The following is a 13,779-nucleotide window of genomic DNA, read 5'->3' on the forward strand; positions in this document are numbered from 1 at the left end:
CTTCCGGCGATCGCGCTAGATATGCAGCGGGCGGCCGTAGGCGCCAAGCACGCTCTCGTGCATCATCTCCGACAGCGTGGGGTGCGGGAAGACCGTCTGCATCAGTTCGGCTTCGGTCGTCTCCAGCGTCTTGCCGATCGTGTAGCCCTGGATCAGCTCGGTCACTTCGGCGCCGATCATGTGCGCGCCCAGCAGTTCGCCGGTCGCGGCATCGAACACGGTCTTGATGAAGCCCTCGGCCTCGCCCAGCGCGATCGCCTTGCCGTTGCCGATGAACGGGAAAGTGCCGACCTTCACCTCGCGCCCGGCCTCGCGCGCGGCGGCCTCGGTCATGCCGACGCTGGCGATCTGCGGGTGGCAGTAGGTGCAGCCGGGGATATTGTTGCGGTCGAGCGGGTGCGGGTGGACGTCCTTGTTGCCCAGTTCCTGCGCGATCGCCTCGGCCGCGGCGACGCCTTCGTGGCTGGCCTTGTGCGCCAGCCAGGGGCCGGGGGTGCAGTCGCCGATCGCCCACAGCCCTTTCGACTTCGTGCGGCCGAACGGATCGATCCGGATGAACCCGCGGTCCATCTCCACCAGCTTGTCCAGCCCGATGTTCTCGGTGTTGGGAACGATGCCGATGGCGACGATGCAATGGGTGAACTCGGTTTCGGAAACCGTGCCGTCCTTCGCCTTGATCTTCGCCTTCACGCCCTTGGCAGAGACCTTGATATCTTCCACCCCGGCCCCGGTCATGATCGTCATGCCCTGCTTGGCCAGCGACTTCTCGAGGAAGGCGGAAACGTCCTTGTCCTCGACCGGCACGATCCGGTCGAGCATTTCGACCACGGTCACGTCGGCGCCCATGTCGTTGTAGAAGCTGGCGAACTCGATCCCGATCGCGCCGCTGCCGATCACCAGCAGCTTCTTCGGCATTTCAGGCGGCGTCATCGCGTGGCGATAGGTCCAGATGCGCTTGCCGTCGGCCTTGGCGAAAGGCAGGTCGCGCGCCCGCGCGCCGGTCGCGACGATGACATGCCTGGCGGTGAGCTTCTCCTCGCCCTTCTCCCCCTTCACGGTCAGGCTGGTCGGGCCGGTCAGCGTGCCCTCGCCCATGTGAACGGCGATCTTGTTCTTCTTCATCAGGTGGGTGACGCCCTGGTTCAGCTGCCTGGCGACCCCGCGGCTGCGCTTCACCACCGCTTCCAGGTCGGCCTCGATCTCCTTCGCCTTCAGCCCGTAGTCGCCGGCGTTCTGCATGTAGTGGAAGATCTCGGCCGAACGCAGCAGGGCCTTGGTCGGGATGCAGCCCCAGTTGAGGCAGATGCCGCCCAGCAGCTCGCGTTCCACGATCGCGGTCTTCAGGCCCAGCTGGGCCGCCCGGATCGCCGCGACATAGCCGCCGGGGCCGGAGCCGAGAACGATGACGTCGTACTTGTTGTCAGCCATGGGTCGAAATGCCTCGCAGAAAATTGTGGCGCGTCCGGTCCCTTGCCGCGGCGATGGCCGTGTAGGAAAGCATGAAATCGGGCGCCGTTGGACTACCTCGGGTGAAAACTTTTCGATGGTGCGGCGGCCGCGCGCGGGCGGTCGTTCTCGTCGAGCAGGACGAACTTGAACCGGCCCTGCGCCACCTTCACCTGCGATTCGCCGTTGCGTTCGCGCGCGATCGCTTCCGCCGCGATCGTCAGCGACGTCGTGCCGGTGGCGGCGATCTCGCAATAGACCGACAGCTCGTCGCCGACCGCCATTGCCCCGGGAAAGGCGAAATCGGTCGCCGAAACGACCACCGCCTTGCCGCGCCCGGTGCGACTGGCCAGCGATCCGGCGGCCAGCGCCATCTGGCTCATCAACCAGCCCCCGAACACGCCGCCATAGGGATTGGTGTCGGCCGGCATGGCCGTGACCCGGATCGTCGGCTCGCGCGTTTCCGCCATCGCCCTACCCCGCCACCAGCTGGAGGTTCACCGCCATGACCCAGCCGTGGCGGCAGGGCCCGTCGTAGGGCCGCGATTCTGCGACCGGGCTGCTGACCCGGCAATCGCCGAGGTCCTGGAATTCGCCCGAAGGATAGACGATCCCCTGCCATTCCCCTTCCGCGTCGCATAGCCACACGAGCGCGCGGTGCGGCAGGGTATCGCTTTCCAGCGCGCCGGCCTCGGGCCTCTCGCGCACCGGCTCCTCTCCATCGTAAGTGGCGACGCGGGCAATTCCGCCGCAAGCGTCGAAAGCGGGGCCCTCGAGCCCGATCATCGGCACGCGAACGTTGCTGACCGGGGCGGCGTCCGGCGCGGGAGGGCCGACCGTCTGAAGCGCAAGGGCTATGGCAGGCAGCAGGCCCACGTCAGACCAGCAATCCCATCGGGTTTTCCACCAGCTGGCGGAACGCGTCCATCAGCTGGGCCCCGTCCACCCCGTCGATCGCGCGGTGATCGAAGCTGCCGGTGGCGGTCATCATCGTGGCTACGCCCAGGGCGCCGTCGAGCACATGGGGGCGCTTCTCGCCCGCGCCGACGGCCAGGATCATCGCCTGCGGCGGGTTTATCACGGCGTCGAACTGCTTGGTGCCGAACATGCCGAGGTTCGACAGCGAAGCGGTGCCGCCCTGGTATTCGTGCGGCTGCAGCTTGCCCTCGCGCGCCTTGCCGGCCAGTTCCTTCATCTCGGTCGAGATCTGGGCCAGGCCCTTGCGCCCGGCATCGGTGACGATCGGCGTGATCAGCCCGCTCGGCGCGGCGACGGCGACCGAGATGTCCTGTCGCTGGTACTGGTGCAGCGCGTCGCCCTGGAAGCTGACATTGCACTGCGGCACCCGCTGCAGGGCGCGGGCGAGCGCCTTGATCAGCAGATCGTTGACCGACAGCTTGACCCCGTCCGCCTCGAGGCTGGCGTTGAGTTCGCCGCGCAGCTTGAGCAGCGCGTCGAGCCGCACGTCCACCGTCAGGTAGATATGCGGGATCGACTGCTTCGCCTCGGTCAGGCGGCGGGCGATGACCTTGCGAACGTTGTTGAGCTTCACTTCCTCGTAAGGCGCGCCGAACTCGCCCTGCTGCTGCGGGGCGGCGGGGGCGGGGGCCTCGCGCGCGGCCGAAGGCGCCGCGGCGGCCGGGGCCGCGCTTTCGGCCTGTTCGACGTCGGCCTTGACGATCCGGCCATTGGGCCCGCTGCCGGTGACGGAGGACAGGTCGATCCCCTTCTGCTCGGCAATGCGGCGCGCCAGCGGTGACGCGATCACCCGCTCGCCATCGGCGCGGGGCACGGGCGGGGCCTTGGCCGGATCGCGCCGGGCGGACGTGGCAGCGCCATTGCCGCCATTGCCGCTGGCCGGCGCCTCGTCGCCGTCTGCGCCGGCGGGCGAATCGGCCGGCGCGGCATCCTTGCTTTCGCCTTCGTTCGTGTCTTCGCTCGCGGCATCGCTGCCGGCGGCGGCCCTGGTTTCTTCCGGGTCCTCGTCCTCGCCGGCGAGCGTGGCGATCACGGTGCCTACTTTCACGCCTTCGGTGCCCTCGGGCACGTCGATGGCGACGATCGTGCCTTCGTCGACGGCTTCGAACTCCATCGTCGCCTTGTCGGTTTCAATCTCGGCCATGATGTCGCCGGCACTGACCTGATCGCCTTCCTTCACGAGCCACTTGGCGAGAGTGCCTTCTTCCATCGTCGGCGAAAGGGCGGGCATCTTGATCGGGGTGGGCATGGTTTACGTCGGGTCCTCGCGAGTTTGCGCGGCCCGCTGTGGCCAATTTGGCGCGCGCGGGCAAGGTCCTTGCGCGGAATACGATTTCATCGGATACCCGGGCGCGGAGGATACGGGATGCGGGTCTACCTCGTGATCATGGACGAGACCGAAGAAGCGCGCAAAGCGCTGCGCTTCGCCGCGCGCCGCGCGCAGGCGACCGGGGGCGCGGTCCATATCCTCGCGCTCGTCCAGCCGCAGAGCTTCAACGCCTTCGGCGGCGTCCAGGCGACGATCGAGCAGGAGGCGCGCGACCGGGCCGAAGTCATGGCCAGCAGCGCCGCAGGCAACCTCTATTCCGAAAGCGGGCGAATGCCCACGATCGCGGTGCGCGTGGGCGAAGGGCAGGCGGTGATCAAGGAATACCTGGCCGAACACCCCGAGGTCGCCGCCCTCGTCCTGGGGTCGGCGCCGGAAGGCGGGCCGGGACCGCTGGTGACCCATTTCTCGGCCCACTCCGGGTCCCTGCCCTGCCCGCTGTTCGTGATTCCCGGCGGCTTGCCGGTCGAGGCGATCGACCAGCTCAGCTAGCCTTCGCCGGCACGTGCCGCAGGTTCTTCCACCCGCGCCATTCCACCACCGCGAAGATCTCGACCGCGACGGCCTGGGCCAGGATCACCGCGTGGCCGGCGGCGGTAAGCGCGCCGAAGTGCGTCAGCCAGACCGCCAGGCTCGCCAGGACCCAGCCGGCGTTGCCCAGCGCGACGAGCCCCAGCAGCGGCGCGACGGGGCGGATCGCGAGGACGGCCAGCATCGCGGCCACCGGCAGGCAGATCCACCCGGCGATCGCGACCAGGCCGGCCGGCAGGCCGAGGATGGCGGCCACGGCGCCGGTCAGTCCGACGCACAGCGCGAAGAACAGCGCGCAGCTGGCGGCATCGAGGACGAGGGCGGTTCGCAGGGATATTTTCGGCATGGTCTTTCTCCGTTGAAGTGACGAAGACCAGCCTCGCAGCGCGGCCGCGGCAGGTCGATTACCCCCCAGGTAATGGCTTTCCCGGCCCCGGCGGCTAGGATCGCGACCATGGAACAGGCAACCCTCCCCCACCCCGATGCCGCCGGCGAGGCGGCGCGCCCCGGCGTGATCCTGAAGGAATGGCGCGCGCGGCGGAAAGTCAGCCAGCTCGACCTCGCGCTGGCGAGCGAGATCTCGCAGCGCCACCTGAGCTTCATCGAAACCGGCCGCAGCGCGCCCAGCCCGGCGGTGGTGGACCGCCTCGCCCGCGAACTGGCGATGCCGATGCGGGCGCACAATGTCCTGCGGATGGCGGCCGGGTTCGCGCCCGCCCATCGCGAGCGTCCCCTGGACGACCCGCAGCTCGCCGGGGCGCGCGAGATCGTCGAGCGCCTGCTCGCCGGGCACGAGCCCTATCCGGCGCTGGCAGTGGACCGGGCGTGGAACCTCGTCGCGGCCAATGCGGCGCTCGCCCCGCTGCTGTCCGGCGTGGAGAGCGAGCTGCTGGCGCCGCCGGTCAACGTCCTGCGCCTGGCGCTTCACCCCGGCGGGATCGCGCCGCGCATTGCCAATTTCGCCGAGTGGCGGGCCCATCTCCTCGCGCGCCTTTCGGCGCAGGTCGACGCGAGCGGCGACCCGGCGCTGGCCGCGCTGGAGCGGGAACTGCGGGCACTGCCGCTGCCGCGCACGGCCGGCCCCGCGCCGGCAGGAAGCGGCCAGGCGATCGCCGTACCGCTCGTGCTCGACCTGCAGCAAGGCCGCCTATCGCTGATATCGACCACGACCGTCTTCGGCAGCCCGGTGGACATCACCCTGTCGGAACTGGCGATCGAGGCCTTCTTCCCTTCGGACGAGGCCTCGCGCGCGATCCTGGCCGATCTCGCGCAAGGGGCGGCTACCCCTTAGGCTTGCCGCGCCCCTGGTGGCGGATATTGGCGGGCCGTCCGCGCCGGCCCTGCCGCGGGTGGCTCCTGCGGCGCGGGGCGGGCCGCTCGCCGCGCGGTTCGATCTGCCCTTCGCCATCGGGCAGTTCGAACTTCAGCGCCCCGGTCAGGGGGTTGGCCTCGCCCAGGCGCAGGCGGATGCGGTCGCCCGGGGCGTATCGCGTCCCGCTGTCCGACCCGACGAGCGTCTGCGCGGCCTCGTCGTAACCGAAATGCTCGGCCCCCAGGGTGGAAACCGGCACCAGCCCGTCGCCGCCCAGCCCCTCGATCGTGGCGAAGAAGCCGAACGGCTGCACGCCGGTGATGCGGGTATCGAACGTCTCGCCCACCCGGCCGGAAAGCCAGGCCGCGACATAGCGGTCGATCGTGTCGCGTTCGGCCTCCATCGCGCGCCGCTCGGCCTGGCTGATCGCGTCGGACACTTTGCCCAGGTCCGCCCGGTCGCGGTCGGAAAGGCCGCTGGTCGGCGGCAGGTCGCCCGCCGGGCGCGGCTGTTCGAGCGCGAAGGCATCGACCAGCGCACGATGGACGAGCAGGTCGGCATAGCGCCGGATGGGCGAGGTGAAATGCGCGTAGGAGCCGAGCGCCAGCCCGAAGTGGCCGGCGTTCTGCGGCCCATAGTAAGCCTGGGTCTGCGTGCGCAGGACGGCTTCCATCACTTGCGCCTTCTCGCTCTCGTCGCTGACGTCCTTGAGCATCCGGTTGAACAGCCCCGGCGTGATGACCTGGCCCAGCGCCATCGAGCGGCCGAAAGTGGCGAGGTATTCCTTCAGCGCGACCAGCTTCTCGCGGCTCGGCGGTTCGTGCACGCGATAGACGACCGGCGCGGTCTTGCTTTCCAGCGCCTTGGCCGCGGCGACGTTGGCGGCAATCATGAAGTCTTCCACCACGCGGTGCGCGTCCAGCCGCTCGCGCACGGCGATTTCGGAGATGCGCCCTTCCTCGTCCAGCCGCACCTGCCGCTCGGGCAGTTCCAGCTCCAGCGGATCGCGGTCGTTGCGGGCCCGGAACAGCAGTTTCCAGGCGTCCCACAAGTGGCGCAAGTGCGCGGGCGCATCGCCGTCGTCGATCGCGGCCTGCGCGTCTTCGTAGGCGATATTGTGCGCGATCCGCACGATCGCCCGGGTGAAGCGCCAACTGGTCACCTTGCCTTCGGGCGAGATGCGAAGGTGGCAGGCCATGGCCGCGCGATCCTCGTCCTGCCGCAGCGAGCAGACGTCGGCGCTCAGCACTTCGGGCAGCATGGGCACGACCCGGTCGGGGAAATAGACCGAGTTGCCGCGCTTGCGCGCCTCGCGGTCCAGCTCGCCGCCCGGGCGGACGTAGAAGCTCACATCGGCGATCGCCACGAGCGCGCGATAGCCGCCCTCCCCATCGGGTTCGGCCCAGATCGCGTCATCGTGATCGCGAGCGTCGGCCGGGTCGATCGCGACGATCGGCAGGTGGCGCAGATCCTCGCGCTTGTCGTCGCTGAGCGGCAGCTTCGCCGCGCGCCTCGCTTCCTCGATCGCCGATTCCGGGAAAACGTGCGGTATGCCGTGTTTCGCAATGGCAATGAGCGAAAAGCTCTTCGGCGCGAGCGGGTCGCCCAGTACCTCGACCACCCGCACGCCCGAGCGCGGGCTGCGCCCGGCCGGCTCGGCCAGGACGAGCTGCCCTTCCTCCGCCCCGCCAAGGTCGGAAATGGTGGAGGAATTGCGCACCCGCTTGTCGACCGGCGCCAGCCAGCCCTTCCCGCTGCGGTCGATCTCGACCACGCCCATCAGGCCCTCGGTGCGAGCGGGCAGCTTCTTCATCACGTGGGCTTTCCAGCCCCGGCCCGCCTCCTCGGTCCGGGCGAGGACCCTGTCGCCCACCTTCAGCGCGGCGTGGCGCGCCTTGCCCTTCTTCGCTTCGACGATCCGCACGCGCGGGGGCGGGGTCGCGTCGTCGGGCTGCCAGCTGTCGGGGATCGCGAACGGTTCGCCGTCCTCGATCTCCATCACCCGCAGCACGGTGACCCGCGGGACGCCGCCCATCCGGTGATAGGCGGTCTTCTTGCCGTCGATCAGGCCTTCCTCGGCCATGTCCTTCAGGCGCTTCTTCAGCGCGATCTTTTCCTGGCCCTTGAGGCCGAAGGCTTTCGCGATCTCGCGCTTGCCCACGACCTGGTCGGACGTCTGGATGAATTCGAGGATCTGTTCGGGCGTGGGCAGCCCGGCAGTCCGTCGTTGTGTCTTTCGCTGCATCGGCCCCATATGGGAACGGCAGGGGCCGCTGTCATCCTCGGACCGGTCGCGCGGCTCAGTATGCCTTGCCGACCAGCACCCTTTCGACCGCCGGCCGGCCGGTGAAGATGCAGGCGCCGTCCACCGGCGGGCCGTCCATCGGAACGTTGCGAACCGTCAGCTTGAGCGCTTTCAGCCGCTCGACCACACCGTCGAGTTCCGCGCCCGTGGGCCGCGCCCACTGGACTTCGACCCAGCCGGGATAGCGCCCGGCACCGGCGAAGAACGCTTCCATGTCCTCCAGCGTGGCGACGCCGCGCCGGATGTTCGCCTCGCGCCGCTCGCGCGCCTCGTCGAACAGGGCCTGCTGGATGTCCTCGAGCATGGCCGGGATCGTCTCGCCCGCCTCCTCGCGCGAAGGCGCGGCGAAGGCCGGCTTGCCGTTTTCGCCCCACAGCCGGTCGCGCCGCAGCAGGCTGACGACGCCGCCTTCCATGTCGCGCCCGCCGACCTCGACGATAATCGGCGCGCCCTTGCGCACCCAGTCCCACCGCTTGGCGGCGGCCTTGCCCGGCTTGTCGTCGAGCAGGACGCGAACCGGCTCGCCCAGCGCCGCGCGCGCGCCGAGCGCGGAGCGCAGCGCCTCGCAATAGTCGAGCAGCGCGGCGTCGCCCTCGTTGTCGCGCAGCATGGGCAGGATCACCACCTGCCACGGGGCCAGCCGCGGCGGGACGCGCAGCCCGTCGTCGTCGCCGTGGGTCATGATCATGCCGCCGACGAGACGGGTGGAAACGCCCCAGCTCGTCGTGTGGCACAGTTCCTGCCCGCCCTCGCGGTCCTGGTAGCGAATGCCCGCGGCCTGGGCGAAATTGGTGCCGAGATAGTGGCTCGTGCCCGCCTGCAGGGCCTTGCCGTCCTGCATCATCGCCTCGATCGACCAGGTTTCGACCGCGCCCGGAAACCGCTCGTGCTCGGGCTTCTCCCCGGCGACGACGGGCATGGCCAGGTCGTCTTCGGCATGGGCGCGATAGACTTCCAGCATCCGCAGGGTATGGGCCTTCGCGTCCTCGGCATTCTCGTGCGCGGTATGGCCTTCCTGCCACAGGAACTCGCTCGTGCGCAGGAACATGCGGGTGCGCATTTCCCAGCGCACGACATTGGCCCACTGGTTGAGCTTGAGCGGAAGGTCGCGCCACGACTGGACCCAGCGGGCCATGGCATCGCCGATGATCGTTTCGGAAGTCGGGCGCACGACCAGCGGCTCTTCCAGCCTGGCCTCAGGGTCGGGGACCAGGCCGCCCTTGCCGTCGGCCACCAGCCGGTGATGGGTGACGACCGCCATTTCCTTGGCGAAGCCTTCGACATGCTCGGCCTCCCGCTCGAAGTTCGACAGCGGGATGAAGATCGGGAAATAGCAGTTGTCGTGCCCGGTCGCCTTGATCCGGTCGTCCAGCAGGCGCTGGATCCGTTCCCAGATGCCATAGCCCCAGGGCTTGATCACCATGCACCCGCGCACGCCCGATTCCTCGGCCATGTCGGCGGCGGCGATCACTTCCTGGTACCACTGGGCGAAATCGTCGGCGCGCCGGGTGTTCAGCGCATGGCGGATCTTGGACACGTCAGTTCCCGTCAATCAGTGTTCGGCAATGGGGCGCCCGTTCGCGCTACTTGCCCAGCTCGTCCAGCTTTTTCTGCATCGCCGCCATCTGTTCGCGCAGGGCGGCGATCTCGGTGTCCTGCTTCGGCCCGGCCGCGGGCTCTTCATCGGCGGTGGGCGGCGCGGGCATGAACGCCTCGGTCGCGGCGCGCATCATCGCCATGTTGGTCTCCGCGATCCGGGCGAAGGGGCTGTTGCCCATCCCTTCGCGAAAGGCCTCCTGCAGCTTGGCCTGGTTCTTGCGGAAATTCGCCATGCTGGCCTCGAGATAGCCGGGCATCATCGCCTGCATCGAATTGCCGTACATCGAGATCAGGTCGCGCAGGAAGCTGACCGGCAGCATCTGCTCGCCGCTCGCCTCTTCCTCCATGATGATCTGGGTCAGGATCGAATGGGTGATGTCGTCGCCCGACTTGGCATCGACGACCTGGAACTGCACGTCCTCGCGCGTCATCCGGGCAAGGTCGTCGAGCGTGATGTAGCTCGACGTGCCGGTGTTGTAGAGGCGCCGGTTGGCGTACTTCTTGATGATGATCGGGTCGTCGGGATTGGCCTGGGTTTTCGGCATCGAAAGGTCCTGAAAATGCTGCGCGAATGCTGCATTAGCAGGTGCAGCATGTGCAGCGCAACATCGGTGCGGGCCGGCTAGGCCCGCAGCCGCCGGCCGAGCGTGGTCAGCAGCTCGTATTGCGACAGGCCGCAGGCGCTTGCCGCGCCCGGCAGGTCGAAGGGAACGTCGAGCCAGTCCCCCTCCCCCGCCTGCGGCGCGGCGGAAAGATCGACGACGACCATGTCCATCGATACCTTGCCCAGCAGCGGCAGGGCGCCCCCCCGGTGGTGGAGCGCGCCCTGCCCGCGGCAGCGCAGGAACCCGTCGGCATATCCGAGCGACACGACCCCCGCGCGCAGTGGGCGGTCCGCGGTGAAAGTCGCGTTGTAGCCGACGCTTTCGCCGGGCGAGAGCATGCGGACCTGTATGATCGCCGCCTGCGGCCGGGCCACCTGGCGGATGCGCCCGGCCAGCTCTGCCCGCGGAACCCCGCCGTAGAGCGCCAGCCCCGGCCGGGTCAGGTCGAAGGCGTAATCGGCCCCCAAAGCGATCCCCGCGCTGTTGGCAAGGCTGTGCCGCCGCGCGGGGACGGCGGCGCAGGCCGCGCGAAAACGATCCAGCTGCAACGCGTTGAGCGCGCTGTCCTCGTCCGCCGAGGCGAGGTGCGACATCAGCACGTCGATCTCGAGCGCGGCGACCGCCGGGTCGCCGAGATCGGCGGGCGCAAGGCCCAGGCGGTTGATCCCGGTATCGACCATCAGGTCGCACGGCCCGCCGCCGCTTTCGAGCCAGCGCCGGGCCTGCGGCACCGAATTGATCACCGGCCTGACCCCCAGCGCCCGGGCGAAAGCCGCATCTTCGGCCCGCAAGGGGCCATGCAGCACCGAAAGGCGGCGCATGTCGATAGCGCCTTCGAGCTCTGCCGCTTCGCTCCAGTGCGCAACGAAGAAATCCTGCGCCCCGGCCGCTTTCAGCGCGCGCGCGACCCGCGCCGCGCCGAGGCCGTAACCGTCGGCCTTCACCGCCGCGCCCGCGCGCGCCGCGCCCGAAAGCGCGTCCAGCGCGCGCCAGTTCGCCGCCAGCGCCCCTTCGTCGAGGTTCAGCCGCAAGCTCGGCGGCGGAAGGTCAGCCATCGGCTTCGAAGTCTTTGGGCGGCCCGCCCGGGATGCCCCACCAGGCGACGATCACGCCGAACGCGACCACGGCCCAGGTGTACCAGAGGCCGGCATAGACGTCCCCGGTGCGTGCCACGATGATCCCCGCGATCAGGGGCAGGAAGCCGCCGAGGTAACCGGCGCCGATGTGGTAGGGGATCGACATCGAGGAATAGCGGATCTGCGGCGGGAACATCTCCGCCAGCAGCGCCGCGACCGAGCCGTAGGTGAGCGCCGAGAGCCCGCCGAGCGCGAGGAGCAGGCCGAGAATGCCGAGCACGTTGAGCAGCGGCGGCGACTGGCGACTGAAATCGAACCCGTGACCTTCGAGCGCGGCGATGATCCCGTCGCGCCGGGCGACCGGGTCTTCGAACCAGCGCGGCGGGGTCGCGATCGGCTGCCCGGCGACGGTCAGCGAGAGCGAGGAAGCCGGCTCGACCGTGTAGCGCACGCCCGAGGCGGTGAGCGTTTCGAGCACTTTGCCGCAATCGGTCTGTTCGCGGTCGAACAGCTCGGCAAAGGGGTCGGTCGTGCACTCGGGGCCCGAGACGACGACCGGGCTGGCCTTGGCCGCGGCGGCCAGGCCGGGGTTTGCCAGTTGCCCCATGCCCCAGAAGATCGGGAACAGCAGGCCCAACGTCAGCAGGGCGCCGATCACGATCGGCTTCTTCCGGCCGACCCGGTCGGACCAGCGGCCCACGATGATATAGAACGACATCGCGATCATGCCGGCGGCGAAGAGGATCACTTCGACCAGCCCTTCCTCCATCCGCATCGGCCCGCGCAGGAACGACAGGCCGGAGAAGAAGGCCGTGTACCAGATCGTCGTCAGCACGCCGGTGATCCCGAACAGCGCGACGAAGATCCGCTTCTTGTTGCCCGGGTAGCTGAAGCTTTCGGCAAAGGGATTGGCCGCGGTCCGGCCTTCCGCCTTCATCGCCTGGAATACCGGGCTTTCGTTGAGCTTCAGGCGCATCCACAGCGAAATGCCCAGCAGCACGATCGACAGCAGGAAGGGCACGCGCCAGCCCCAGTCGGCGAAGTCGTCCGCCGGGATGACTAGGCGGCAGGCGAGCACGACCGCGATCGACAGCACGAAGCCGCCGACCACGCTGGCCTGGATGAAGCTGGTGTAGAACCCGCGTTTCTCGGGCGGGGCGTGTTCGGCGACGTAGATCGCCGCGCCGCCGTATTCACCGCCCAGCGCCAGGCCCTGGAGGATGCGGAAACCGATCACGATGATGGGCGCGGCAATGCCGATGCTGGCGGCGCTGGGGATCATCCCGACGCCCGCCGTGGCAATGCCCATCAGCGTGACGGTGACGAGGAAAGTGTACTTGCGCCCCCACTTGTCGCCGAGGAAACCGAACAGGATCGCGCCCAGCGGGCGGAAACCGAAACCGACCGCGAACCCGGCCCAGACCAGCAGGAGCTGCAACGTTTCGTTCCCGCTGGGGAAGAAGGCTGCGCCGATCAGCCCGGCAAGCGTGCCGTAGATGAAGAAATCGTACCATTCGAAAACCGTGCCGGCCGACGAAGCGGCGATGACAAGGCGGATTTCCTTCTCGGTCGGCTCGCGCATTGCCGGTGGCTGGCTCTCGTTCATCGCATTCCCCCCTCTCCCAAGGCCGGGCAGCTTTAATCGCGCCGGGCGGGCTTGGAAAGCGCGTTGGCGGCCGCTCTCCACGGCAGGAGGATGGCGCCGTGCCGGGCGGCGTGGGCGCGCGCGGGGCCGAGCAGCTCGATCCCCGGCCAGGCGGGCGGCGTGCCGCCGGCCAGCCATGCCTCGACCGCGCGTCCCGCTTCGACGATGGCGGTTTCGTCGCTGCCCACGCCCTCGCGCGCGAAGATCGCCGCGGCCGCCTGGCCCACCGCGCAGGCCGAAACGCGCATCCCGAGCCGCGCGACCGTGCCGTCCGCCGCCCGGTCGAAGCCGATCGCCAGCGTGCTGCCGCAGGTCCGCGAAACGGCCTCCCCCTGCCAGGGGAAGCCCGCGTCCAGCGGGTAATCGGCCAGTTCCACGGCGAGGCCGAGGAGTTCGGGGGTGTAGAGCCGCGCGGCGGCGCCTTGCGTCATTCGCCGGCTTCGATCGCCGTGCGGATCGCCTGCCGCCTTTCGTGGACGATTTCGACCAGGGCATCGCTGGCCGCGTTGACCACCGGGTAGGTGCGCGCCGTGCTGATCCAGTCGGGCCGCCCGGCGACGCCCCAGATCGTGTCGTAGCCGAGCACGAGGAGCGAGAAGGCGAGGACCACGATGATCGCCCCCTTGATCGCGCCGAAGCCGAAGCCCAGCACGCGGTCGATCGGGCCGAGGATCGAGCTGCGCGAGGCCTGGCCCGCACGCCCTGCGATCAGCTTCATCGCGGCATAGGGGATCAGCAGAAGCAGCGTGAAGGCAAGCACGGCCGCTCCCGTCTCGCTCCCGACATAAGGCTCTATCGCCTGGTAGAGCGGCGTATGCAGCGCGCGAATGGCGAAAACCGCCAGGACCCACGCCGCCAGCGACAGGATTTCCTGCACGAAACCGCGCATGAAGCCGCCGATCGCGGCGACCGCGACGATAACCAGGACGATGATGTCGAAGACGGTCATGGAGGG

General features: G+C 69.2%; 14 protein-coding genes. 2 read left to right on the top strand and 12 right to left on the bottom strand.

What is annotated here, in order from left to right; genetic code table 11:
• Positions 1–15: 15 nt before the first annotated feature.
• The 4 genes from lpdA to T8T98_RS06785 all read right to left on the bottom strand — a co-directional run bounded on the left by lpdA (position 16) and on the right by T8T98_RS06785 (position 3,673).
• Positions 16–1,428, bottom strand: a complete 1,413-nt coding sequence (gene lpdA / locus T8T98_RS06770) for a dihydrolipoyl dehydrogenase (RefSeq protein ID WP_251105666.1) — start codon at positions 1,426–1,428, stop codon at positions 16–18.
• Positions 1,429–1,520: 92 nt separating this feature from the next.
• Positions 1,521–1,916: an acyl-CoA thioesterase gene (locus tag T8T98_RS06775; RefSeq protein WP_251105665.1), complete on the bottom strand. Its 396-nt coding sequence runs from the start codon at positions 1,914–1,916 to the stop codon at positions 1,521–1,523.
• 4 nt (positions 1,917–1,920) lie between these two features.
• On the bottom strand, positions 1,921–2,232 hold the full coding sequence (locus T8T98_RS06780) for a hypothetical protein (protein ID WP_251105664.1): 312 nt from the start codon (positions 2,230–2,232) through the stop codon (positions 1,921–1,923).
• Between the two features lie 91 nt (positions 2,233–2,323).
• A complete protein-coding gene (locus tag T8T98_RS06785) occupies positions 2,324–3,673 on the bottom strand; it encodes a pyruvate dehydrogenase complex dihydrolipoamide acetyltransferase (RefSeq protein ID WP_251105663.1) in 1,350 nt (449 codons plus the stop codon).
• Between the two features lie 117 nt (positions 3,674–3,790).
• Between T8T98_RS06785 and T8T98_RS06790 the strand changes: the two genes are divergently transcribed.
• Positions 3,791–4,243: a universal stress protein gene (locus tag T8T98_RS06790; protein ID WP_160732868.1), complete on the top strand. Its 453-nt coding sequence runs from the start codon at positions 3,791–3,793 to the stop codon at positions 4,241–4,243.
• Here the strand turns inward: T8T98_RS06790 and T8T98_RS06795 are convergent.
• Entirely contained in the window at positions 4,236–4,628 is a 393-nt protein-coding gene (locus T8T98_RS06795; protein WP_251105662.1) for a hypothetical protein, read from the bottom strand. The genes T8T98_RS06790 and T8T98_RS06795 overlap by 8 nt on opposite strands.
• A 108-nt stretch (positions 4,629–4,736) precedes the next feature.
• Between T8T98_RS06795 and T8T98_RS06800 the strand changes: the two genes are divergently transcribed.
• On the top strand, positions 4,737–5,573 hold the full coding sequence (locus tag T8T98_RS06800; protein WP_251105661.1) for a helix-turn-helix domain-containing protein: 837 nt from the start codon (positions 4,737–4,739) through the stop codon (positions 5,571–5,573).
• Here T8T98_RS06800 and rnr read toward each other — a convergent pair.
• The 7 genes from rnr to T8T98_RS06835 form a co-directional block, all read right to left on the bottom strand.
• Positions 5,563–7,839 carry a ribonuclease R gene (gene rnr / locus T8T98_RS06805; protein WP_251105660.1) on the bottom strand — a complete coding sequence of 759 codons (2,277 nt, stop codon included), beginning with the start codon at positions 7,837–7,839 and terminating at the stop codon, positions 5,563–5,565. The genes T8T98_RS06800 and rnr overlap by 11 nt on opposite strands.
• Positions 7,840–7,894: 55 nt before the next feature.
• Positions 7,895–9,436 carry a proline--tRNA ligase gene (gene proS, locus T8T98_RS06810; protein ID WP_251105659.1) on the bottom strand — a complete coding sequence of 514 codons (1,542 nt, stop codon included), beginning with the start codon at positions 9,434–9,436 and terminating at the stop codon, positions 7,895–7,897.
• Between the two features lie 46 nt (positions 9,437–9,482).
• A complete protein-coding gene (gene phaR, locus T8T98_RS06815) occupies positions 9,483–10,043 on the bottom strand; it encodes a polyhydroxyalkanoate synthesis repressor PhaR (protein WP_251105658.1) in 561 nt (186 codons plus the stop codon).
• Between the two features lie 77 nt (positions 10,044–10,120).
• Positions 10,121–11,158 (bottom strand): alanine racemase, encoded by a 1,038-nt coding sequence (alr, locus tag T8T98_RS06820; protein WP_251105657.1) that lies wholly within the window; start codon positions 11,156–11,158, stop codon positions 10,121–10,123.
• Positions 11,151–12,785, bottom strand: a complete 1,635-nt coding sequence (locus tag T8T98_RS06825) for an MFS transporter (protein WP_251105656.1) — start codon at positions 12,783–12,785, stop codon at positions 11,151–11,153. The genes alr and T8T98_RS06825 overlap by 8 nt, the downstream gene beginning before the upstream one ends.
• 32 nt (positions 12,786–12,817) lie before the next feature.
• Complete coding sequence (locus tag T8T98_RS06830) at positions 12,818–13,255, bottom strand: iron-sulfur cluster assembly scaffold protein (RefSeq protein WP_251105655.1); 438 nt, start codon at positions 13,253–13,255, stop codon at positions 12,818–12,820.
• Positions 13,252–13,773 (bottom strand): CvpA family protein, encoded by a 522-nt coding sequence (locus tag T8T98_RS06835; RefSeq protein WP_251105654.1) that lies wholly within the window; start codon positions 13,771–13,773, stop codon positions 13,252–13,254. Before T8T98_RS06835 ends, T8T98_RS06830 begins: the two co-directional genes overlap by 4 nt.
• Between the last annotated feature and the right edge of the window lie 6 nt (positions 13,774–13,779).

This window comes from Pelagerythrobacter marinus, from assembly GCF_034375205.1.
Classification (GTDB): domain Bacteria; phylum Pseudomonadota; class Alphaproteobacteria; order Sphingomonadales; family Sphingomonadaceae; genus Pelagerythrobacter; species Pelagerythrobacter marinus.